General features: G+C 44.1%; 23 protein-coding genes, 1 rRNA gene and 1 riboswitch. All 24 genes read left to right on the forward strand.

All coding sequences use genetic code 11. The features are described from left to right. The first annotated feature begins 97 nt into the window (after positions 1-97). The gene (locus MHZ95_RS18520) at positions 98-817 is read left to right on the forward strand and encodes a GntR family transcriptional regulator (RefSeq protein WP_239392275.1); all 720 of its coding nucleotides are present in this window, start codon (positions 98-100) and stop codon (positions 815-817) included. A gap of 281 nt (positions 818-1098) precedes the next feature. After that, positions 1099-1521: a phosphonate C-P lyase system protein PhnG gene (phnG, locus tag MHZ95_RS18525; protein ID WP_239392276.1), complete on the forward strand. Its 423-nt coding sequence runs from the start codon at positions 1099-1101 to the stop codon at positions 1519-1521. 64 nt (positions 1522-1585) lie between these two features. Further along, a complete protein-coding gene (gene phnH / locus MHZ95_RS18530) occupies positions 1586-2182 on the forward strand; it encodes a phosphonate C-P lyase system protein PhnH (protein WP_239392277.1) in 597 nt (198 codons plus the stop codon). Then, complete coding sequence (locus MHZ95_RS18535) at positions 2183-3289, forward strand: carbon-phosphorus lyase complex subunit PhnI (protein WP_239392278.1); 1107 nt, start codon at positions 2183-2185, stop codon at positions 3287-3289. Next, entirely contained in the window at positions 3289-4161 is an 873-nt protein-coding gene (locus MHZ95_RS18540; RefSeq protein WP_239392279.1) for an alpha-D-ribose 1-methylphosphonate 5-phosphate C-P-lyase PhnJ, read from the forward strand. The genes MHZ95_RS18535 and MHZ95_RS18540 overlap by 1 nt, the downstream gene beginning before the upstream one ends. Next, positions 4151-4990, forward strand: coding sequence for an ATP-binding cassette domain-containing protein (locus tag MHZ95_RS18545; protein ID WP_239392280.1), 840 nt, complete (start codon positions 4151-4153; stop codon positions 4988-4990). Before MHZ95_RS18540 ends, MHZ95_RS18545 begins: the two co-directional genes overlap by 11 nt. 12 nt (positions 4991-5002) lie before the next feature. After that, the gene (phnM, locus tag MHZ95_RS18550) at positions 5003-6178 is read left to right on the forward strand and encodes a phosphonate metabolism protein PhnM (protein WP_239392281.1); all 1176 of its coding nucleotides are present in this window, start codon (positions 5003-5005) and stop codon (positions 6176-6178) included. Beyond that, positions 6175-6825, forward strand: coding sequence for a DapH/DapD/GlmU-related protein (locus MHZ95_RS18555; RefSeq protein ID WP_239392282.1), 651 nt, complete (start codon positions 6175-6177; stop codon positions 6823-6825). Before phnM ends, MHZ95_RS18555 begins: the two co-directional genes overlap by 4 nt. Then, positions 6809-7570 carry a phosphonate C-P lyase system protein PhnL gene (locus tag MHZ95_RS18560; protein WP_239392283.1) on the forward strand — a complete coding sequence of 254 codons (762 nt, stop codon included), beginning with the start codon at positions 6809-6811 and terminating at the stop codon, positions 7568-7570. The genes MHZ95_RS18555 and MHZ95_RS18560 overlap by 17 nt, the downstream gene beginning before the upstream one ends. A gap of 140 nt (positions 7571-7710) precedes the next feature. Then, positions 7711-8529 (forward strand): PHP domain-containing protein, encoded by an 819-nt coding sequence (locus MHZ95_RS18565; RefSeq protein WP_239392284.1) that lies wholly within the window; start codon positions 7711-7713, stop codon positions 8527-8529. Positions 8530-8715: 186 nt separating this feature from the next. Then, on the forward strand, positions 8716-9741 hold the full coding sequence (locus tag MHZ95_RS18570; protein ID WP_239392285.1) for a PhnD/SsuA/transferrin family substrate-binding protein: 1026 nt from the start codon (positions 8716-8718) through the stop codon (positions 9739-9741). 158 nt (positions 9742-9899) lie between these two features. Next, entirely contained in the window at positions 9900-10664 is a 765-nt protein-coding gene (gene phnC / locus MHZ95_RS18575) for a phosphonate ABC transporter ATP-binding protein (RefSeq protein ID WP_239392286.1), read from the forward strand. 11 nt (positions 10665-10675) lie between these two features. Then, positions 10676-11461, forward strand: a complete 786-nt coding sequence (locus MHZ95_RS18580; RefSeq protein ID WP_239392287.1) for a PhnE/PtxC family ABC transporter permease — start codon at positions 10676-10678, stop codon at positions 11459-11461. Then, complete coding sequence (locus tag MHZ95_RS18585; RefSeq protein ID WP_239392288.1) at positions 11461-12324, forward strand: ABC transporter permease subunit; 864 nt, start codon at positions 11461-11463, stop codon at positions 12322-12324. The genes MHZ95_RS18580 and MHZ95_RS18585 overlap by 1 nt, the downstream gene beginning before the upstream one ends. 30 nt (positions 12325-12354) lie before the next feature. Further along, complete coding sequence (locus tag MHZ95_RS18590) at positions 12355-13158, forward strand: Cof-type HAD-IIB family hydrolase (RefSeq protein WP_239392289.1); 804 nt, start codon at positions 12355-12357, stop codon at positions 13156-13158. A 214-nt stretch (positions 13159-13372) separates the two neighbouring features. Further along, on the forward strand, positions 13373-13918 hold the full coding sequence (locus MHZ95_RS18595) for a DoxX family protein (RefSeq protein ID WP_239392290.1): 546 nt from the start codon (positions 13373-13375) through the stop codon (positions 13916-13918). Positions 13919-14063: 145 nt separating this feature from the next. Then, positions 14064-15539: a nicotinate phosphoribosyltransferase gene (locus MHZ95_RS18600; RefSeq protein WP_239392291.1), complete on the forward strand. Its 1476-nt coding sequence runs from the start codon at positions 14064-14066 to the stop codon at positions 15537-15539. Between the two features lie 19 nt (positions 15540-15558). Beyond that, the gene (gene nadE / locus MHZ95_RS18605) at positions 15559-16386 is read left to right on the forward strand and encodes an ammonia-dependent NAD(+) synthetase (protein WP_239392292.1); all 828 of its coding nucleotides are present in this window, start codon (positions 15559-15561) and stop codon (positions 16384-16386) included. Between the two features lie 266 nt (positions 16387-16652). Then, entirely contained in the window at positions 16653-17603 is a 951-nt protein-coding gene (locus MHZ95_RS18610) for an AAA family ATPase (protein WP_239392293.1), read from the forward strand. Further along, the gene (locus MHZ95_RS18615; protein WP_239392294.1) at positions 17600-18781 is read left to right on the forward strand and encodes a DUF58 domain-containing protein; all 1182 of its coding nucleotides are present in this window, start codon (positions 17600-17602) and stop codon (positions 18779-18781) included. Before MHZ95_RS18610 ends, MHZ95_RS18615 begins: the two co-directional genes overlap by 4 nt. Before the next feature lie 111 nt (positions 18782-18892). Next, positions 18893-21082: a DUF4129 domain-containing transglutaminase family protein gene (locus MHZ95_RS18620; protein ID WP_239392295.1), complete on the forward strand. Its 2190-nt coding sequence runs from the start codon at positions 18893-18895 to the stop codon at positions 21080-21082. 122 nt (positions 21083-21204) lie between these two features. Next, positions 21205-22515, forward strand: a complete 1311-nt coding sequence (guaA, locus tag MHZ95_RS18625) for a glutamine-hydrolyzing GMP synthase (protein WP_239392304.1) — start codon at positions 21205-21207, stop codon at positions 22513-22515. A 173-nt stretch (positions 22516-22688) separates the two neighbouring features. Then, positions 22689-22790: riboswitch (purine riboswitch) on the forward strand. Between the two features lie 91 nt (positions 22791-22881). Continuing rightward, positions 22882-24216, forward strand: a complete 1335-nt coding sequence (locus MHZ95_RS18630) for an NCS2 family permease (protein WP_239392296.1) — start codon at positions 22882-22884, stop codon at positions 24214-24216. A gap of 354 nt (positions 24217-24570) precedes the next feature. Beyond that, positions 24571-24628 (forward strand): 16S ribosomal RNA (locus MHZ95_RS18635); the annotation flags it as partial.

Below are 24628 nucleotides of genomic sequence, written 5' to 3' on the forward strand. Positions count from 1 at the left end.
CTTGTCTGATTAAGAATACAAGTGAGAACTCTCTTATACTTCATTTTACACATATAAGCGCCGCATTATACACTAATCATTAAAGAGGGTGACGCAATTGACCGAACAAATTGAGCTGATGATTATCGATGAGCTGATTCAAGCGATTAGCCAAGGAAAATATAAAGCGACGGACCGATTCCCTTCGGAGAATGAACTGGCCGATTATTACCGAGTCCCTCGCATAAAAGTACGGCATGCATTATTGAAACTGGAGGAAATGGGCTATCTGTACTCCAAGCAGGGGAAGGGCCGGTTTTTAAAGCCGAAAAGGCGCCAAATTGAGTTGCATTTAAGTGGAAGTTCGAGTTTCAGTGAGAAAATGAAGCAGGCCGGCCATGCTTTGGAAACTCGAAATCTTGGATGCGAACCAATCGCCTACGACTCCAAAATCTATGCAAGTTTAAATGTGGGACAACAAGATGAGGTTTTCAAGATTTCCCGATTACGCATCATAGATGGCGTGCCGATTGCCCTCCATATTTCATATGTGGCGAAAAGGGTGTTTCCTACTATCGAGAACGAGGGTGCTCACATTCAATCGATGTTTGCTTATTATGCGGAGCAAGGATATACCGAGTTTTTGAGTAGCAAAAGCCATATCAGCATCTCATTCCCTACCCAAGTTGAACGCTCTCTTTTCGATTGTGCGCCACTCGTACCGTTATTTGTCCTTGAAAGTGACTGCATCGATGCCGAGCAACGCCATGTCCTTGAATACACGAAAATCATTTATCGCAGTGACTCATTCACCTATGTGATGACGTCGGAAAATTAAACCAAGAAGCCTTTGTCAATCGACAGGGCTTCTTTTGTATTTATCCCGCTTTAACGGGCAGTAAGACTCCCACCTCAAGACTTAAGTAAAGCGATAAGGATAGGTGGGAGATCAACTGCCCGTAAAAGCCCGATTGGTTCAACTAACAATCAGTGGGGGATGGGAAAAACCCCCACTGATTGAAGTTTCACTTTATGAAGACGTGTTTACATTGTTTAATAAACCCTTAACACTACCTAGCTTGGCAACAAGTTAAGATGGGTTTGTAAAGGAGTGATTGGATGAACCGACGTAGACGGACGAAAATTCTCATTGATGGCTCTCCTCATCTAGCAAGAAAACTGGCGAATGTAATCGAGCAGAATTATACCGTTCATATTGTCACAGAACCTCATCATGCGTTAACGATGATCAAAATGAGAGAAACAGCTAAGAAAACGTTGTTTTATCTTGGCGAGGTGCTTGTCACGGAAACAAAGGTACAGATTGGTCAGTCATTCGGCATTGGCATTGTTGTGGGAGATGAAGAGGTGTTATCTTACCAACTTGCAGTCATCGATGCAGCGTACGAAGCAGATTTGGCAGAAACGACAAACTGGACAGCACTCCTTGAAGAGGAAGAGAGACATATCCGAGAAACAAGGGAAAAACTCGAAGCAAACCTATTAAAAACGAAGGTCAACTTCGAAATGATGGACGTTTAAGAAATAAAATTCCGCCTCTATAGATACTGGCGGATCACATAAAAAATGAGCTAGGAGTGAAAGGATGCTCTTCGATAAAGTGCATGATACACAAGAAGCATTTCGCACCATTCTGCATTGCATGTCGCGACCGGGAACGATACAAAACATTGCGAGTGAAAGAAATGACGCGGAGCCATTGGAGCATTGTGACTACGCATTGTTTCTCAGCGCAATGACGCTACTGGATGCAGAAGTGGGCTTTCATATTATCGGTAGCAATTCGGAACGGATCGGTGAATTATTTGCCGCTCATACATTGTCTAAAGCGACGGATTTGCCCAAGGCGGATTATGTATTCATCTTGCAAGACGCACAGCCACAGCTGATCCGTGAGGCTTTCCTGCAAGCGAAAAAAGGAACGTTAAGGGATCCGCAACAATCGGCGACCATCATTATGGAAACGGAAATGTTGTCCAAAATCCCTCAGCTTACCTTACAAGGACCGGGAATCGCCACAACGGAAAACGTCCACATTACGGCCAATGAGTTGTGGAGGGATGAAAGAGCCACTGCAAATCAGGAATACCCGCTAGGAGTGGATATGATTTTCATCGATCGTCAAAGCAATTTGATGTGCTTGCCAAGAACAACGATGCTCAAAGAATGTGAGGTGTCTTAAATGGCTTATGTAGCGGTGAAAGGCGGTACCGAGGCGATTGAAGCATCGATTCAACGGTTGCAGTTTGAACGGATTCAGCATCAGGAACTATTGGACGTTAAGACCATCATGGCAACGATGCGTGGAATGGTCGATCAGGTCATGTCTGAAAGCAGCCTGTACTCGGAGTTTTTAGCGGCTCTCGCCATTAAACAAGCGGAAGGGAATATGGAAGAAGCGGTTTTCCTGTTGCGCGCGCATCGATCCACGTTGCCAAGGCATTATTATACGAGGGTTGTTGAGACGGAGACGATGGTGGTGGAACGTCGGATATCTGCCAGTTTCAAGGACATTCCAGGTGGGCAAATTTTAGGAGCCTCCTATGATTATACGCATCGTTTAATGGATTTTGATTTAATTGATGAATCGGAAGCGAGCATGCAAACTTGGCTGGAGCAATATTTGGTTGAAGAAGTAGCCGTTTCGGAAGGAACTGATTTAACGGCCTTACCAAAAGTGGTTGATTATCTTCGGAAGGAAAAATTACTGGCTGAAGTGTCAGAGGATCAGACGGAACCGATCGATGTGACGAAACGGAGTCTCCAATTTCCAACGACACGAGGTGAAAGACTCCAAGTGTTGACAAGAGGGCAAACGGGAGCGGTGACATCACTAGGGTATGCAGCCATCCGTGGATATGGCGCGGTCCATCCGACAGTCGGCGAGCTACGCGTCGGTAAATTGCCCTTGACGATTGGCCACCCAACAGATCCGTCAGACGACTTCACGAATGACTATTATATTGGTGAGATTAAAGTGACCGAAGTGGAATCATTCGTTCCGATTACCGTTCAAAAAGACAATCATCGAGAAGAATTGGAATTTGAAATCGGCTATGGGATTTGCTATGGGCAAAACGAAACGAAGGCGATTGCTATGAGCATCTTAGATCAGAGCTTAGAATTCGGCCGTCAAGGGCACCCGACGCAGGATGAAGAATTCGTTTTGCTGCATATCGATTCAGTGGAGTCGAGCGGATTTATTTCCCATTTGAAATTGCCGCATTACGTCACTTTCCAATCCAAGCTGGATAGCATGCGACGTATTAAAAAGGAGAGTGGACAATAATGCAGCATACAACCCATTTTGCCTTATTTGACGAAGGTTCCAAAAAAGAAATCCGCAGAGCGATTTTAAAAGCGGTCGCCATTCCGGGTTACCAAGTGCCTTTTGCTTCTAGAGAAATGCCGATTGCACGCGGTTGGGGAACAGGCGGGCTTCAAATCACTTTATCGATCATCGGTAAACAGGATGTGCTGAAAGTGATCGACCAAGGTGCGGATGAATCGGTCAATGCCGTGAACATTAAAAAGCTTGTCAACAAAACGACAGGCGTCGAAACGACGATTGAAACGAGCGAAGCGACCATCATCCAATCTCGGCACCGCATTCCGGAAGTGTCCTTGACGGAAAAGCAGATCATGGTGTTGCAAGTGCCGATCCCTGAACCGTTACGCTGGGTGGAGCCGAGTGAATTCAAAACGAAAAAGCTACATGCTGAAAAGGAGTATAGCGGCGCGTGGCTGCAGTTATTCGAACAAATTATGAAGTACGGAAAAACAGCGACGAATGCGGATCATCCTGTACTCGTGCATGATCGTTACGTCATGGCGCCGAGTCCGATTCCCCGTTTTGATAATCAAAAAATGCATCAGTCAGAAGCGTTAATCTTACTCGGTGCAGGACGAGAGAAGAAGATATACGCAGTGCCTCCTTACACGGATGTTGCATCCCTCGCATTCGAAGATTATCCATTCGAAGTGGAATCGTTTGACGAAAAGCATTGCCATCACTGTCAAGCAACGAATGTCTTCATGGATGAATTGGTCGATCAAGAGACGGGTGAAACGTATTACCAATGCAATGACACGAGCTATTGTCTTGCCCGCTTGAACGAACAGGAAACCTTATTGGAGGTGGCAGTCGAACATGCAAGATAAGCCAATTTTACAAGTGAAAAACTTGGTGAAGCAATACGGATCGGGCTGTTCGGTTTGTGCAGATGCAAATGATGAAGTGTTGGAGAAAAATATTTGTCCGCATTGCAGAACCGTCTATGCTTGCCGATCGATTTCGTTTGATGTATACCCAGGGGAAATTCTTGGCATTGTCGGGGAGAGTGGAAGTGGCAAATCGACGTTGATGAAATGTCTTTACTTCGACGAAACCGTCACGAGTGGAGAAGGCTATATGACCCCTTACGAAGCCGGGATGGCGAATGTCTTTGAACAATCGTCACAACAACAGCGCTTGATCCGCAATACGATTCTTGGCATGGTGTATCAAAACCCGGTTTTAGGATTGAAGATGGATTTCTCCTCTGTCGGCAATATTGCCGAAAAACTCATTGCGGCCGGCGACCGTAATGTACAGCGTATGGAGACGCGCAGTAAAGTGCTATTGGAACATGTCCATATTCCACTTACGCGCATGAAAGATGAACCGAAAAAATTTTCGGGCGGTATGCAGCAACGTGTTCAAATTGCGAAAGCATTGTCCAATAATCCACCTATCCTATTGTTGGATGAAGTGACGACGGGGCTCGATTTGTCGGTGCAGGCAAGCGTTTTGGATTTGATCAAAACCATTCAACGGGAACTGGGAATCAGCATGATTGTCGTGTCCCATGATCTTGCTGTCATACGGATGCTGGCAGATCGGACGATTGTGATGCTCAATGGAAAAATTATTGAACAAGGATTGACGGATCAGATTTTGGAAGATCCTCAACATGCTTATACACAACAGCTTGTCTATTCTCTCATCTAATGGAGTGATTTCATGTACGTATTGACAAACGGCCAATTGGTCACGGAAGACCGAATTTTACAACAGCATGCAGTCGTAATTGACAATGACCGCATCCAGGCGATCATTCCTGAAGAAGATATCGTGAAATACACAGATTGTACGATCATTGACGCACGCGGAGGCTATATCTCCCCCGGATTTGTCGACATCCATTCGGATTATATCGAAGGAATTATTTCTCCAAGACCGACAAGTTTAATGGATTTCCATATGGGCATTCGGGAAGCGGAGCGCATTCTTGTCAGTCATGGAATTACGACGATGTTCCATTCGTTATCGATCTATAAAGACGATGGGTTTTCACATAAACCGATCCGTAATCCGCAAAATGTCAATCGGTTGATCGATGCCATTAACGAAACACATACGAGCGAGCATCTGATCCGCAATCGTATGCATGCACGCTTTGAAATCGACAATATCGAGGCGGTCGATCGCTTTGTCCAAAACATCGAGGAAGGGAAAGTCCACCTCATTTCTTTCATGGATCATACACCGGGACAGGGGCAATATCGAAACTTGGAAATCTACCGTGAAACGTTGAAAGGCTTCCGTCCGATGTCCAATGAAGAAGCGGACGTCCTCATTGCCGAGAGCATTACAAAAGAGAAAATCACATTGGAACAAATCAAGGAAATTGCTGAAATCGCATTGGCGAACAATATTGCAGTTGCTTCACATGATGATGACGAAGTGGAAAAGTTGTCGCTCGTGAAAAGTTATGGAACGACGATCAGCGAGTTTCCGACGACGATGGAAGTGGCGCGAAAAGCGAAAGAGATGGGCTTGTGGACGATTGCGGGGGCGCCGAATGTCCTATTAGGCGGTTCCCATTCCGGAAATTTATCGGCCGCAGAGGCTATTCAAGCACAAACGATCGATATTTTATGCAGTGATTATTATCCTGCTGCCTTACTACACTCCATTTTTAAATTAAGTGAAGCGTACGGACAAGATTTGCATGAAATGTTCCAGTTGGTCACATTGAATCCTGCAAAAGCGGTGCAATTGGACGACGAAATCGGCTCCATCCGGGAAGGGAAAAAAGCGGACTTGATCATTATCGAAAAGATGGATGACGGCTTTCCGGTCGTGACGGCTTCGATTGTAGATGGAAAATTGATCACGAGGACGATGTATCGATGAGGACAACAGAAGTGTTGTTATCTGAAAAGCCGTTTGTTCATGAACAGGCTGTGCTGAAAAATACACGGCTCGGGACATTTACTGAAGTAGGGATGTCCAATTTCGTCGAGAACTCGGTGCTGGACGATTATTCGTATACAGGACAGTTTTGTTTCATTCAAAATACAGAGATCGGAAAGTTCTCCAATATTGCAGCAATGGTAAGGATCGGTCCGACCGATCATCCGTATGAAAGGCCTTCCCTTCATCATTTTACGTATCGCTCCCAAATGTATGGATTCAGCGAGCAGGATGATGTGCCGTTTTTTGAGCAGAGGGAAAGCCGGATCGCGACGATTGGCCATGATACATGGATCGGTCACGGAGCAATTATCCAGCCGGGGGTGACAATCGGGGATGGTGCCATTGTCGGCAGCGGTGCCATCGTGACCAAAGATGTACCGCCGTATGCCATCGTCGTTGGTGTCCCTGCAAAAATCATCAAATACCGGTTTCCGGAAGAAACGATTGCGGCATTGCAACGCATTCAGTGGTGGAATTGGTCATACGACACGATCAAAGATCGATTGGAAGACTTCCGCCTTGATATAGAACAATTCATAGAAAAACATGATGGAAGGGTGGAAACGGATGCCACATCTGCTTGAAATTCAAGGGTTGAGTAAGTCTTTTACCATTCATCATTTAGGGAAACATATGCAGGCCGTTCGGGATATTCAACTTTCCTTGAATGAAGGTGAATTCATCGGTATTGTCGGAAAAAGCGGTAGCGGCAAGTCGACGATTTTAAAAAGTATTTATCGAACCTATTTCCCGGAAGAAGGGGCAATCAAGTATCACTCTGAAAAGTTTGGGACGGTTGATTTAGCGCAGCTTTCTGAAAGGGAAGTCCATTATTTGCGCAAGCATGAGATCGGGTACGTATCACAGTTTTTAAATGCTATGCCGCGAACGACTGCGCGTGAGCTTGTCGAACAGTCCGTCATTGAAATGGGGAAGTCGAAAGAAGAGGCGCAACAAGCGGCAATTGAGGCATTATCACATTTTGAGTTGGACTCCGAACTATGGGACAGTTACCCAACTACCTTTTCAGGCGGGCAGAAATTACGTTTGAATATCGCCTGTGCCATCGTTAAAAAACCGCGTTTGCTACTGTTGGATGAGCCGACAGCTAGTTTGGATGATGCGTCCAAATGGAAAGTGAGAGAAGTGATCGAGCGATTGAAAGCAGATGGCACGACGCTTATCGGGATTTTTCATGACTTGGAATTCATGGATGGGCTATGTGACAAAGTCTATGACTTGCTTCAGCAGAAGTCCCCCAATTCTATAAGTGGCGGGATGAATGATAGAGATGCATTCAATTCAGTGGGGGTTCAAAGCCCCGGCTGAATCAAGTCAAAGCCTCCGGCGGATGTCACGGATTTTGAAAGGAGTTAATTGCGCAAGCGCAATTCAAAATCCGGACGCAATTACGCCGAGGCGTAATTGATTTGCAGGAAAAAAAGATTGTCTAAAAGGAAGGGATTCGCATGAAGGCAGACTTACATGTCCACTCCCATTATTCGGATGGGTCCTCCTCTGTGGAGGAAGTGATGGAAATGGCGTCAAAAAGGGGCATCACCCATTTGAGCCTCGTCGATCATGATACAGTCGCTGGTTTGGAGGCTGCTCAAATCGAAGGAGCGAAACACGGTATCACAATCGTTCCGGGCATTGAAATTTCAGCTTATGATTTTACTAGAAATCGTAAAGTGCATATTCTCGGCTATTGGTTTGATAAAGAAGCGGCACATATCCAAGAACTATGTCAGTCACTGTTAAAAAGGCGACATGAAAATTCCCTTTGGCAAATTGAACAACTGCAAAAAAATGACTATACGATTCAGCTGGAAGACGTTGCGAAAAAAGCGATGATGTCGGGCGTCATTTACAAACAGCATATTATGCATAGTTTGCTCGATCATCATTTTACAACGCCGCTTTACCAGGAACTGTATCGGATGCTTTTCAAAGGAAATGGAATTTGTGCGCGGGATATCGAATATGTCGATGCCGTGGATGCGGTAAAAGCGATCAAGGCCGACAATGGGTTTGCCGTGTTGGCACATCCGGGACAGCTCGATTCTTACGATATCATCCCCGAGCTTGTGAGACACGGATTGGACGGCATTGAACGAGAGCATATGGATCATACAAGAGAAGATAGACGGAAAGTCGATCAGTATGCCGACGAATACGGACTATTCCGGACGGGCGGCAGCGATTTTCATGGAGATTATGGCACACAGATCCGAATAGGAGATCTGGTCAGTCCTACGGAATTACTGGAATCGGTCTTATCAAAATGATTTTAAAGAATGCATGAAGATATTGTAAATTCAAGGATTTTATTACTTTTATATGTTCAAATAGGAAGTGTAGAAGAATTAAATGAAAGGATGGATGTGCTATAGGAGAAGAGAGCTACATCTGTCGAATAGCCATTTGAGCGTCTGTGCGAAATACTACACTACTCAGTTGAAAAGGAGAAAATCATGAAAAAAACGCTATTGTCAGTGTTATCCCTTCTTTTTCTTGTATCCGTTTTGGCAGCTTGTACGTCCAGCAGTGCAAACTCGGATGATCAATTAACAATGGTTTGGTATCCAAATGAGTCCGGCAATGATTTGAAAGCGGCTCGTGATGAAATCGGTAAAGTCATTGAAGAGGTGACGGGTAAAAAGGTAGAGCATAAATTGACAACAGATTATGCGGTTGCCATTGAAACGATTGCGAATGGCAATGCGCAACTTGCATTCATGGGTGCACAAGGTTATATAGAAGCAAAAAACAAAAATAATAGCATCGAACCGCTTATTGTCCCAAGTGGGAAATCAGGTACGATCGACGATGCGGTGTACTATAGCTGGTTAGCGGTGAAAAAAGCGGATGCCGATCAATATAAAGTGAATGGCGAATACGCCATTGATAATATCGTAGATTCTAAATTCTCATTTGTATCAAGCAGTTCCACTTCAGGTTTTAAAGTGCCATCCAATGATGTCATTGCGTATTTTTCTCAACAGGATCAGTGGAAGGATTTGACGCCAGAAGATTTGATGGAAGGCGGATCATTTTTTAACGAAGTGTTATATGGCGATTCTCACCAAGGTTCTGCCGTTAACTTGTTAAGCGGTCGCGCAGACGTGGCGGCATTTTGTGATACATGTGTCGGCAACTACATCGAAATCGCTGAAGGAGAGCCGAACAAAACAGGTTCTGTCTACAAAGTGAAAGCAGATGCGGCTGAACCGTTCAATACTGTTCCAGGTGAAGAATTTACATTGATCAACGTAACGCCTGTATTAAATGCACCATTTGCTGCCAATAAAGACAGCTTAAGTGAGGAAGATTTCAAGAGAATTCAAGAGTTGATGACGTCTGACGACATTGCCAACAATGAAAAAATCTTTGTACCGGCAGATGCTGAAACAACTGGTCTTTTCACAAAATCGGCGGATGAAAGATTTGTTGTTGTAGATGATGCATGGTTCGATCCAATTCGTGAACTATCGAAATAAGTAGTGGGATGGATGAAAAAGCATGTACGAGAATGGGGTCCATTCATCTTCGTTCAGCGGGTATTCAAACACCCGCAGAACGGAAGATGAGGCCTCCGGAGCACATGCTTTTTTCTTTGCAGCAAGTCTTCCAAAATCGATACAAGGAGTTTTTATAAATGGCTTTGTTACAAGTTCAAAACCTATCCAAGCGATATGACAAAGAAAAGCGCGTCTTATCGGATATTAATCTGGAAGTGCGAAAAGGGGAGTTTGTCTCCATTATCGGTCCATCAGGTGCCGGCAAGTCGACCTTTCTTCGATGCATCAATCGAATGATTGATACGTCGGAAGGGGAAATCCATTTTGACGATGTCGATGTCATGGCTTTATCCAAGAGAGAGTTGCGCAAACATCGAACGAAAATCGGGATGATTTTCCAACATTATAATTTAGTTTCTCGCTTAACGGTTATTGAAAATGTATTGCATGGCCGGTTCGGCTATAAGTCAACTTGGCAAGGCATTTTAGGGCGTTTTACAGAAGAAGAAAAATTACAGGCCTTTAATCTATTGAAAAAGCTTGGAATGGAAGAACATGCATATAAAAGATGTGACCAATTGAGTGGAGGACAGAAACAGCGTGTCGGCATTGCAAGAGCGCTGATTCAGTCACCGAAATTGCTACTTTGTGATGAACCGATTGCTTCCTTAGATCCGAATGCCTCCAAAGTCATTATGGATCATTTACAGACGATTTCTAAAGAACTGGATATCACTTGTATCGTCAATCTGCATCAGGTGGATGTGGCGAAGAAGTATTCGGATCGGATCATCGGCTTGAATAGTGGGCGGGTCGTCTATGATGGCACGTCCACCGAATTGACTTCGTCTGCCATTCATACGATCTACGGATCTGAAGCCGGCGAGCTCATCATGGAGTAGGAGGGACGGTTGTGGATATAGCAGTTTTTCAAAAAAAGAAACAACGCATGACACTGTTCATGGTCATTTTGATCGGACTTACGCTCTTATCGGCAAGGATGACGGACTTCGACTTCCTTCACAGTGTCCAAACCTTGCCGAAAGCTTTAAGTTGGATGGCATCGAATCTAGTGGTCACGGAACAGGCCTTGACGAAAATGCCCTCCATTTTGGATAAATTGATCGAAACCATCTTTCTATCGATTACCGCGACAACAACAGCCAGTGTATTGGCACTACTATTGGCGCTAATGGGGTCACACACAACGAAGATCAATTCTTTTTTCGGGTCATTGAGTAGAATCATTGCTTCTGTTTATCGGAATATCCCCATTGTCGCCTGGGCGCTTATTTTACTTTTATCATTTGGTCAAAGTGCTTTGACGGGGTATTTCGCGTTATTTCTCGCAACGTTCGGTTTTTTGACGCGGGCCTTTATCGAAACGATTGACGAAACGAGTAGCAGTTCGGTGGAAGCATTGCGTGCAACCGGGGCGACCTATTTTCAAGTCGTAGCGAAAGCAGTCATTCCGGAATGTTCTCCACAAATCATCAGTTGGGTGCTCTTTATGATTGAGACGAATATTCGAAGTTCAACGCTTGTCGGTATTTTAACAGGAACGGGCATCGGGTTTGCCTTCGATCTGTACTACAAAAGTATGAACTATCATGTTGTCTGCCTCATTACGATCAGTATCGTAGTCGTCGTCATCGGAATTGAGCTTCTATCCAATTATGTAAGAAGGGTGATATTGTAATGACTTTAGCTAAAAGCGATTTGCTCTTTGACTTGAAAAGAAATCACGCAGGGAAAATTAAAATCAAAGCGTGGAATAAGTCGCAAGTGGTTATGGCGGGAACGTTTGTCATGCTTCTATTGTTGACTGTCTATGGGTTTCTCACATTCGACTATAAAGGAATCTCGATGATCGAAGCGACAGCAGCGACGCTTCATAATGTAAAGTTGATGTTTTTACAGCCTGTACTCAGCCATTTTTCGTTAGCGGAGGCTATGTATCAACTTAGTTTAACGATGGGGCTTGCCTTTTTATCGACCATCTTAGGAGCACTTCTTTCTGTGGTCATCGCTCTGTTTGCCGCTAAAAATCTAGCGCCTAAGGCAGTTTCCAACGCGATTATTGTAATGGTGGCATTTATTCGTGCTGTGCCTACAGTGCTATGGGTCTTAATTTTTGCGATTGCTGCCGGACTGGGGAGCGAAGCCGCTATTATCGGGATGGTTTTCCACACGATCGCGTTTTTAGTCAAAGCGTATGCAGAGTCGTTTGAGGAATTGGATGAAGGGAATTTAGAGGCGTTGCGTGCAAGTGGGGCAAGTTGGTGGCATATTGTAATACATGCTGTTCTCCCTTCCACAGTTACTTCGTTATTGTCTTGGACGTTTTTACGCTTTGAAACGAACTTCACCGTAGCGGTGGCGATGGGGGCTGCTGCCGGAGCGGGCGGAATTGGTTTTGAATTATTCATGGCATCAGGGTTCTACTTTGATCTGCGGGAAGTCGGGTTTATCACGTATGCAATTTTGCTTGTCGCTATTGGGCTCGAGCTGCTTTCTACTCAATTGAAAACTCGTTATTTGAAAAGTTCAGCTGCAAATTAAGGGAGTTATTTCGATGAGGAGGAATGTTTGATGGAGAAAAAAGCTGTCTTTTTTGATTTGGATGGGACGTTATTGAACGAAAACAAAGTCGTCTTGGAGTCATCAAAACAAGCGATTCAAGCGCTGCAGGAACAAGGGATTGTGGTTGCCATTTCGACCGGTCGTTCGCCACGCATGTTCGATTGGCTCCTGGATGAGTTGAATATTTCTTCGTATGTGTCGATGAATGGGCAGCATGTCGTTTTTGAAGGGAAAGAGATTTACTCGAATCCGATGGATCCTGATATGTTGCATGATCTATCGACAATCGCTTATGACAATGGACATGGATTGGCGTATTCCAATTGTCAGCAGATCAGGGTGAACACAGACAAACATCCGCTCATCTATCCGAGTTATGTGCACATGAAAATCGATTATCCTTTGGTTGAAAAGGAATTTTACAAGTATTCGCCTGTTCACCAAACTCAGATCTATTGTGAACGCAAGCATGCGCAGTTTTACGTGCAGCGGTACTCGGATTATACATTCCTCGATTGGGGGGAGCATGCATCCGATATGTTACCGGCAGGGATATCCCAAGCGGTTGGCGTTCAAAAGATTATGGAGAAGCTAGGCGTCAAGCGGGAAAATAGTTTTGCCTTCGGCGATGGAACGAACGATTTTGAAATGCTTGACTTTGTCGGCACTGGTATCGCGATGGGGAATGCAGTCCCTGCGTTAAAAGAGCAGGCTGATTTTGTGACAACAAGCTGTTCGGATGCAGGTATTGTCAATGGATTGATCGGTGTCGGCTTATTGGAATCAACCATTTTTGAAGATGTCTTTAGCTGAATTGAGTGGAAGGGCTATCCTGCGAGTTGACAATCAGCTTGTAGAATAGCTTTTTTATTGTCAAAATGAATTCGTATTTTTAAGATGAATAGTCGGATAAAACTGTTAAAAGCTATGTATTTTTAATCATTCGCTAAAATGTAACAATATAAGCACTAAAAAGCAGAAAATTGGGTATTAAAAACAATATAATAGGAGAAAAGGAGGTTTTTAGATGAAAGAGCAACATACGATCGTCATTCCGGAAAATCCGGTCTCCCGCTTTCTATTCAGCGATACCCGTTCTGCATTCATTTGGTTGGTTATTCGTCTTTACGTAGGGTATGCATGGCTGAAGGCTGGCTGGGGGAAAGTGCAAAGTGACGCTTGGACTGGCGAAAATGCTGGAGCCGCCATCCAAGGATTTGTGCAAGGTTCACTGGCAAAATCCCAAGAGGGTGCAGATGTGGCAGGGTGGTATGCAACGTTTTTAGAGAGCAGTGTGCTCCCGAATGCAAAATTATTTGCGTTTGTCGTAGCATACGGGGAATTACTAGTAGGGCTAGGATTGGTGTTTGGATTGTTAACCGGCATCGCGGCATTCTTCGGAGCGTTGATGAACGTCAGCTTTCTATTTGCCGGCACACTAAGCACGAACCCGTTACTTTTCATATTGGCCACTTGGCTCGTTCTCGCTTGGAAAGTGGGGGGCTGGTATGGCTTGGATCGCTGGGCACTTCCGAAGTTAGGAACACCGTGGAAGACGAACGACAAGAGTTAACGGATAAAAGAGAGTCGATTTCATTTTGAAGAAATCGATTCTTTTTTATTGTTTAGAAAAATGAAGTAATCTGTTATTAAGGCTCGAAATAAGGGTAATTGGTGTATAATGGTCATAACTTAGTTTTTGGAAGAAGGAGATTATCATGAGTTCAAATTATGCAGATGACAGTTTAGCCTTACATACGGATCTTTATCAAATTAATATGGCGGAATCATACTGGGCGGATGGGATACATGAACGGAAGGCCGTGTTTGAGCTGTTCTTCAGAAACTTGCCATTCGGGAACGGATATGCGGTATTTGCGGGATTAGAACGGATTTTGGATTATTTACGTGATTTTCATTTCAGCGAAAGTGATCTTACCTATTTGAAGGAAGAGCTCGGTTATCAAGACGATTTCATCACTTATTTAAAAGACGTCCGTTTCACCGGTGATGTGTATTCGATGGTGGAAGGGGAACTCGTATTTGCAAACGAGCCGATTATCCGTGTAGAAACTTCATTGATCGAAGCGCAGTTGGTGGAGACGGCATTGCTGAATATCGTCAACTATCAAACATTGATTGCCACAAAAGCAAGCCGTATCAAGCAAGTGGTGAGAGATGAGGTGGTGATGGAATTTGGGAGCCGCCGGGCGCATGAGATGGACGCGGCGATTTGGGGGGCCCGTGCCACAATCATTGGTGGTGTCGAGGCGACAAGCAATGTCCGGGCAGGGAAACGATTCGGAATTCCAGTGTCGGGGACGCATGCCCATTCCATGGTTCAAGCGTATAAGAGTGAGTACGATGCATTCCATGCCTATGCAAAGCGTCATAAGGATTGCGTCTTTCTAGTCGATACGTACAATACATTGAAAATTGGCGTTCCGACAGCCATTCAGGTCGCAAAAGAATTAGGCGATCAAATCAATTTCATCGGTATTCGTCTGGATAGTGGAGATATCGCTTTCCTTTCGAAAGAAGCGCGTCGCATGTTGGACGAAGCTGGATTTTCAGAAGCGAAAATTATTGTATCGAATGACTTGGATGAATATACAATCCTAAACTTGAAAGCGCAAGGCGCAAAAGTGGATGTGTGGGGGATCGGTACGAAACTGATTACAGCATACGATCAACCGGCATTGGGCGCTGTCTATAAAATCGTCTCGATTGAAAATGAAGCGGGAGAGATGGAAGACACGATTAAAATTTCGTCGACGACAGAAAAAGTGACAACACCGGGACGGAAGAAATTGTACCGCATCATCGATCGGGAAAACGGCAAGGCTGAAGGGGATTATATTACGATGTACGACGAAGATCCGGCATCGGAAAAACGCATTAAAATGTTCCATCCTGTGCATACGTTTGTATCCAAGTTTGTCACGAATTTCGAAGCGAAAGATCTGCATGTCAAAGTTATTGGAAACGGTGAAATCCTCTATACGAACCCGCCATTGATGCAAATGCGGGAATATGCCAAAGAAAACTTGGGGCTCCTATGGGATGAATATAAACGCTCGTTGAACCCTGAGGAATACCCTGTGGATTTAAGCCAGAAGTGCTGGGATAACAAAATGCGCAATATCCAAGAAGTGCAAGAAATGGTCGAGGATTATATCGATCAAAAGTCTTAATCAATGAGGTGATTGAACGATGGAAGCATTGCAGAAAAAGATCATTGCGGAGTTGAAAGTGCAACCGGTTATCGATCCTCAAGAAGAGATCCGGAAATCGATCGATTTCATGAAAGCATATGCGAAGAAGCATGCTTTTGTACGAGGATTCGTGCTAGGGATCTCAGGTGGACAGGATTCAACGTTAGTCGGGAAGCTGGCACAGCTTGCTGTCGATGAATTGAATCAGGAAGAGGGGATGGACCGCTATCAATTCATAGCACTCAGACTTCCGTATGGGACACAGTTCGATGAAGAGGATTGTCAAGATGCCTTGGATTTTATTGGACCGTCCAAAATTTACACTGTGAATATTAAAGAGGCAGTCGATGCAAGTGAGCGTACATTGAATGCTGCAGGGGTGACGTTATCGGACTATGCAAAGGGCAATGAAAAGGCGCGCGAACGGATGAAAGCCCAATATTCCGTTGCGGCCATGCATGATTGCATCGTTCTCGGAACCGACCATGCGGCGGAGGCCATTACCGGTTTTTATACGAAATTCGGCGATGGCGGTGCCGATCTCATGCCGATTCATCGCTTGAACAAACGGCAGGGCAAACAGTTATTGAAGGAGCTCGGGTGTCCGGAACATCTTTATTTAAAAATCCCGACTGCGGATTTGGAAGAAGATAAGCCCGCCCTACCGGATGAGGTTGCACTTGGTGTAACATATGAAGCGATCGATGATTATTTGGAAGGGAAAGAAGTTTCGAAAGAACTCCGGACAACGATTGAAAATCATTTTCTCCGTTCCGCGCATAAGCGGCATATGCCGATTACTATTTTTGATGATTTTTGGAAGTAAAAAAGATTCATTGAGCGGTCTTTTCAGAGTGTTGACAAAGTCGTACTGTGGCTTTGGCGACACTCTTTTTTTGGTAGGAATTTGAGGCGGATCTTTTTTTAGATAAGGCAATGCTTTTCATGCTGTGGGCATGAAAAGCATTGGGAATGCAGTCATTTTCCGTCTTGGCGCTTAAGTTGTATAGGAAAAGGAAATCCTGTATGATGGAGGTGTGTTTTGTTAATTTTCGGATAAATAGAAAGTCCTATATAATTGGGGGAGTTGACATGAACCATACAGAGAAAATCAATCGAATTTTGACGAATATCGATCAGGTCATGATTGGAAAAAGAGATATAGCGGAACTGTGCGTGACAGCGCTTCTTGCCGGCGGACATGTATTGCTAGAGGATGTACCAGGCGTTGGAAAAACGATGATGGTTAAAGCACTGGCAAAGTCGGTAGGTGCTGATTTTAAAAGGATTCAATTTACGCCGGACTTATTACCTTCTGATGTGCTAGGTGTTTCTATCTATAATCCAAAGGCGATGGAATTTGAGTTTAGACCCGGTCCGATTATGGGGAATATTATTCTCGCAGATGAAATCAACCGGACCTCGCCCAAAACCCAATCATCACTTCTGGAAGGGATGGAAGAAGCTTCAATCACAATTGATGGTGTAACCATGCAGATTCCACAACCATTCTTCGTCATGGCCACGCAGAACCCGATTGAATACGAGGGAACGTACCCATTGCCGGAAGCTCAATTGGATCGCTTTCTATTCAAATTGAAAATGGGCTATCCAACAAAGACGGAGGAAATGGAAGTGCTCGAGCGCGCGGAAAAAACGGTACCGATCGAGCAGTTGAAATCTGTCGTCTCATTAGAAGAATTAATAGAGCTTCAGCGGGCGGTCACGGAAGTGAAGGTCGACGATACGATCAAATCTTATATTGTCGATTGTGTAGCACAGACGCGTGACAATCTGTATGTCTATCTGGGGGTAAGCCCCCGAGGGTCACTTGCATTGATGAAGGCCTCTCAAGCATTTGCGATGCTGAAAGGAAGAACGTATGTCGTACCGGATGATGTGCAATATTTAGCACCATTTGTCTTCCAACATCGGATGATTTTAACGCCTGAAGCAAGATACGAAGGGATTTCTACAACAGAAATCGTGGATCGGATTTTGATGAAGGTCCGTGTACCGGTAGATAAGGCCACGTTAAGATGAAAATTGTCAAGCACGTGTTGAACAGTTCTATGCAAATGGTCTTTGTGGTAAGCGTCTTGGTAGCGGCGTTCGTTTTTGCGATGTTCCAAGGCGGACAAGTCAGTTGGACGATTTTTTATATTTTACTGCCATTTGGGCTGTACTCGCTTTTCCTGTTTTTTTATCCGCTGTCGGACGTGAAGGTCAGTCGGGAGATTCGGACGCCAATTGTTGAAAGTGGCGGGAAGCTAATCGTTTCGTTATCGATTAGGCGAAACAGTTTTTTTCCCTTGCTTTATACTGTCGTGACGGACAAATGGGCAGAACCCGAACGGTTTACAGTAACGGGAACCGCATGGAAACGATTGTTTCTGTTCGGTTTCCGCAAAGAAATGAAGTGGGAATATGAAATCGAACCAATGCCAAGGGGCGAGCATGTGTTGGAAGGGATCGAAATGGAAGTGGCGGATTTTTTCGGCTGGGTCCGGAAAAAGAAATGGGTTCCGTTGCGGCATACAGTACTCATTTTTCCAAAAACGATTGCGTTTCAATTTGCGCCGATTGAGACTCAATATGATCACGGGACACTCGCGTCCCCTTTGAATATTGTCAAAGATACAACGCTGGCAACGGGGATCCGAAATTACCAGCCCGGCGATCGAGTGACTTGGATTCACTGGAAATCATTTGCGCGTACACAAACGTTGATGACGAAAGAATTCGAGGATAGAAGATCACAAGACTTGTTAGTGATTATGGATGGCAGGAGAACGGAAGTGTTTGAGGACATCGTTGCACTCACGGCTTCGCTTTTAAAAGAAGCTTCAAAAAGTCAGGCCGCTCTTGCGCTTATGACGGCGGGAAAGGAAATAGATCGCTATCCTCTTATCCAATCAGACGCCCAATTGCATCAGGCGCTTGTCCACTTAGCTAAAATACAACCGGCAGAAGTGGCAGCGGGCCTTGTGAGTGATGTGGTTAACGCAACACTTGTCGGGGGAAGTGCGGTTGTCATTACAGGGAATCCCGATTGGACGTTCCTTCAGCCGATAGTGCAAAGTGTGAAAAGTAACGGGACGCTCGTCTGTTATGTAGTCACTAGTAAAGAGAAAGAACCTTCGCCCGACGTGGTGAATGCTATCCAAATTGCGAAGTCGAGGGGAATTCATGTGCACTTACTGGAAGAGCATCGGTTTTAACCGGTAGGTATCCTGACTTGCATCAGTGGAGAGTCGAATGCTAAGAGTGCGCGAAGCAATTCAAATTCTGGACGCAAATATACGGCGTCATTGTTAAAGAAGGTGAGGATTATGACTGGAACACAGATGGACAGACGGCTTCTCGCCATTTTATATCTTCTTTCTTTTGTGTTGTTAAGGGAGTGGCTTCTTCCGGTTATGGCATTGACCGATACGGATTATTTGGGACTGTTTCTCCTCTTTATTGCCATCGTATTTGTCTTGGCATTAGGACGGGTGAAATGGTGGATTTCTGTCCCAGTGAAATTTTTGTATATTATGTGGGCCATCCAATATATCTATTTAGATGAAAAATTCGTATCGATCAGTCGCATCGGGTATTTGGTGGAAGATCTATTGTCCAACGTCCCGATGCTTATGAGCGGTGACTGGGAAAATATTACGAACCCTTTTCGGACATTATTGTTTTTTTCATTATTATGGATGACGACCTACTTGATTCGTCATTGGATTGAAGTAAGAAAAAGTATTTTACTTTTTTATAGTATGACCGTTATTTTTGTTGCAACGATTGATACATTCAGTCCGTTATCGACGGACAGCTCCATCTTTCTCATCATGGTGACAGGCTTATTACTGCTTGGCCTGCTGTTCATCTCAAAATTGGCTGAGAAGCACAATACCCCGATTCCAACAGCCGCATTTTTAACGGTTTCGATTCCCTTGCTCTTCTTTGTCATACTGAGTGGTATATTTGCCAATGTCATGCCGAAGCAAGATCCGGTTTGGCCGGATCCTGTACCCTATGTGAAGTCGTTTGTTCAGGGAACAGATGGCCCTGGAAACGGTGCGGGTATGATGACGAGCGGATATGGAACGGATGATTCACAGCTCGGTGGTTCATTCGAACAAGACGATACGCTCGTTTTCGAGGCGAAAGTGGCAGGCAAACAGTACTGGAAAATTGAAACGAAAAATACGTATACGACAAAAGGTTGGGAACAACTATATCCAGATCAGAGTGAGACAAGCTATTCATCTGGTATGGAACTGGTGCACGATGCACAATCTGATCCCGAAGTTCTCCAGCATGCAGGTTTGCAAATGGACATCGATTTTCCATTCATCGTGTATCCTTATGGCTTACAGAAGGTGAATGCGGATGCCAATGTCGAATTTCTGCATTCTGAAGCGACAGGGAAATACCGGACCGAAATTGATGGTCGCGATGATTCGCTTTCCGCCTACGAAATGGAATTTGTGGAACCGGATTATAGTCTGAAAGCGTTAAGAGAGACAAATATGCAAGACTTACAGACATTGGACAGCTCGTTTTCTCAGTATTTACAATTGCCGGATGCGTTGCCGGAGCGGGTAAGGGAACTGGCGGTGTCCATTACCGAAAGCCAAGAGAGCGTTTATGATAAAGCAAAGGCGATTGAAAGGTATTTCGGTAGAAGCGGTTTTGTTTATGCGCAACAAGAGATTCCTATACCGGATGCCGATGAAGATTATGTAGACCAATTTCTCTTTGAAACGAAGAGAGGTTATTGCGATAATTTTTCAACGTCCATGGTCGTGATGCTACGTGCAATTGATATTCCTGCCCGCTGGGTGAAGGGGTTTGCTCCCGGTGAATATCGTATGAATGATGAAGGCGAGCGCGTTTATCAAATTACAAATAACGAGGCCCATTCATGGGTAGAAGCCTACTTACCGGGAATTGGGTGGATGCCGTTTGAGCCGACAATCGGTTTTACCAATTTAACGGATATTGATTACGATATTGAATTGGAAGCAAATGATCCTCAAGCGGCAGAAAGAGATGAGCAGAACAAACCGGAAGAAGAACAATCCAAAGAGCCGGTTGAAAAGGCAAAGTCATTCGATGTGAAGAAATATGGAAGTCTGTTTACTTCATGGTTGAAGAAGTATATCGGGTGGATTGTGGCGACCATATTAGTGATTGCCTTCATGGTTTGGAGCTTTTATCGCAGTCGAGTGAAATGGATGCCGAAGTTTCTTTTAAGGACCTATCGATCGGAAGCCGATGATTGGGATGCCTTTGTCAAACGCTATCAAAGTTTGTTGAAGCAGCTTGATCGCGCAGGCCTGAAGCGATCAGCAGGGATGACGCTAAACGATTATGCGGCGAATGTTGACGCCCAATTCGGCGGAAACCAGATGAGCGCGTTGACGGCAGCTTACGAAAAAGGTTTGTACGGTGCGAATACAACCGAGCATGATTGGGGATATTTAAAGGAAATGTGGGAAGATTTAATCAATAGGACATCGGGTTGATTTTTGAGGTATAGTCGTAGGAGATATAATGTTTAGAATATAATTTGGTTACCGATGAAGTGAAAAAATATTTGTTGAAACAGCCGTAAAGGTGTAGAATGGTTGGATTAAGAGGAGGTTGTATCAACTTGAAGCAGGACAATATTTTAGTGTTGGACTTAGGTAGTAGTGAGAACACGGCAATTGCCCGTTGGATTCGTGAGCTAGGTGTATATAGCGAGATTCATCCTCATGACATTACATCTCAAAATATTGAACAGTTAAAAACGGTAAAAGGAATTATTTTAAATGGCGGTAAAAATAATATCATTGATGGAGAAGCAATCGATGTATTAGATGGAATTTACTCTTTAAATATTCCGGTTATTAGCGTGAATCATCCTTCAACAAAAGCATTGAAAACGCTCGAGCAATGGCCAAGTGAAGAAGAAACAAAAGCATTGTTAAAAGACTTCGTGTTCCATACATGTAAGGCGGAAGCGAACTGGAATATGAAAAATTTCATTGATGATCAAGTGGCTTTAATTCGTAAACAGGTAGGCGATAAAAAAGTATTGTTGGCTCTTTCAGGCGGCGTAGATTCGTCTGTTGTGGCAGCATTACTAATTAAGGCAATCGGCAAGCAATTAGTTTGTGTGCATGTAAACCACGGTTTAATGCGTAAGAATGAGTCTGAGGGCGTTATTCAAATGTTCGAAAAAGACTTGGAGGAAAATCTTGTTTACGTGGATGCGAGCGAGCGTTTCTTAGGTAAACTAAAAGGGGTAGCCGATTCAGAAGAGAAACGTAAAATTATCGGCAATGAGTTTATTCGTGTGTTTGAAGAAGAAGCGCGTAAACTGGAAGGGATTGACTTTCTGGCGCAAGGAACAATCTATCCGGATATCGTAGAATCCGGCACGAAAACGCATAAAGTCGTCAAATCTCACCATAATGTTGGAGGGCTTCCAGAAGATTTGCAATTTGAATTAGTGGAACCGTTATTCCAATTATTCAAAGATGAAGTACGTGCATGTGGGGTTGAGTTAGGTCTTCCGCATGATATGGTATATCGCCAACCATTCCCAGGACCAGGTCTAGGTGTGCGTGTTTTAGGTGAAATTGAGCCTGATCGTCTTGAAGCAGTACGCGAATCAGATGCTATTTTACGAGAAGAATTTGCACTCGCAGGATTAGACCAAAAGGTTTGGCAGTACTTTACAGTTGTGCCTAACTTCAAATCTGTCGGTGTACGCAACAATGAGCGGACATATGAATATCCAGTCATTATTCGTGCAGTAAACACTGTAGATGCATTGACAGCAACGGTAGAACAAATCGAATGGCCAATCCTTCTGAAAATCACTGATCGGATTATTAATGAAGTGAAAAATATTAACCGAGTGTGCTACGACCTATCTCCGAAACCAGGTGGCACGATTGAGTGGGAATAAGATCAATTACGCCTTGGCGTAATTGTGCCCGGATTTTGAATCGAGCAAGCTCGATTCAAAATCCGTGGCATCCGCCGGAGGCTCTATTTTGTTCAGCAGGTGTTTGAATGCTACCTGAGCAGGGAACAAAATCACGTTTATCTCTCCACCTATGGAAGAAGCGAGAGTCTTTTGCTGAATAAAATAGAAGTTATCGTATAAAGCCGAGGATATGGCTCGGAAGTTTCTACCGAAACACCTTAAATGTTTCGACTACGATTTCATAGGAAGGGACAACCTTCTAATTGGATTTGTTTTTGGGGAGCATACGATGTTTGTGTCGTATGCTTTTTTTGTCTGTAAAATTTAAGGTAGAGGAAGGTACAAATGAAGAAATACTTTGAGTTTGATAAACTTGGTACAAATTATCGCAGGGAGATTATCGGGGGCCTGACGACGTTTCTTGCTATGGCGTATATCCTGATCGTTAATCCGCTGATGTTATCTCTTGACGCAGTTCCAGATTTGCCTGATGCAATGCGGATGGACAAAGGTGCAGTATTCGTCGCAACTGCATTAGCTGCTGCTGTAGGTTCACTGTTCATGGGGTTGATCGCGAAGTATCCAATTGGATTGGCACCTGGCATGGGGCTTAATGCATTCTTTGCTTTTTCAGTTGTGTTAGGAATGGGGATTCCTTGGCAAACTGCGTTGACAGGCGTGTTATGCTCAGGTCTAATTTTCATCGTCCTCTCTCTCTCCGGTTTGCGTGAAATTATTATCAATGCAATCCCGATGCAACTTAAGTTTGCAGTGGGAGCTGGAATTGGACTTTTCATCACTTTCCTAGGATTTCAAAATGCAAAAATTATCGTTGCCGACCCTAATACGCTTGTAACATTAGGGGATCTCTCGAATGGTCCGACATTGCTTGCTATTTTTGGTCTTGTCATTACGGTAGTCATGATGGTTCGAAAGATTAAAGGTGCTATATTTTATGGAATGATCGTGACTACAATTGTGGGGATGATTGTGGGTTTAATCGACCTACCTGAAAAAGTCGTCGATAAAGTCCCAAGTGTAGCCCCAACATTCGGTGTTGCGTTCGAGACGATATTCCAAGATCCGAGTTCATTATTGACGACTCAATTCCTCGTCATCGTCATTACATTCTTATTTGTAGACTTCTTTGATACAGCGGGAACGCTTGTTGCGGTTGCAAATCAGGCGGGGCTTATGAAAGATGATAAATTGCCACGAGCAGGGAAAGCACTCCTTTCAGACTCACTAGCGACTGTAACCGGTGCTATTTTCGGAACATCAACAACGACTTCTTACATTGAATCTTCAGCAGGTGTTGCAGCGGGAGCAAGAACGGGATTCGCTTCTATTGTAACGGGTGTTCTATTTTTACTAGCCTTATTCTTTTCGCCGTTATTGTTCGTCATCACGTCTGAAGTGACTGCTCCTGCACTGATTATCGTCGGTGTGTTGATGGTATCGACGTTGGGGAATATAGAGTGGACAAGATTTGAAATTGCAGTTCCGGCATTTTTAACAATTATCGCCATGCCACTGACGTACAGCATCGCGACAGGAATTGCAATCGGGTTTATCTTCTATCCAATCACGATGATTTTAAGTGGACGTAGGAAAGAGATTCATCCAATTATGTATGGTCTGTGGGTCATTTTTGTGCTGTACTTTGTGTTTATCAAGTAATCGAAATAACAGTTCCCATGAATAGGACAATAGGGAACTGTTATTTTCATATAGAAGACAACGTTGGAAAATGCACAATTTAAGTGGCTGAATGATAGGGGATTAATAAACGCTTAACAATCTCTTAAAAAACTTTTACAAAACCGTTGACATTCTTTTTGGTGGATGGTATATTAATTAAGCAGTCGACGAGAACGACATAAACCGACAGCAACTTACAATAAATGAACCTTGAAAACTGAACAGCAAAACGTTAACAAATACAGTTTGTTGAACCGACCCTGTCGGGGAACACAAACACAAACGAATCTTCGGATTCAAAGTCAGCAAGAAATGAGCTATTCATTTTCTTCTTTTATGGAGAGTTTGATCCTGGCTCAGGACGAACGCTGGCGGCGTGCCTAATACATGC

Origin of the sequence: Sporosarcina sp. ACRSM, from assembly GCF_022346545.1 — a bacterium.
In the GTDB taxonomy this organism is placed as follows: Bacteria; Bacillota; Bacilli; order Bacillales_A; family Planococcaceae; genus Sporosarcina.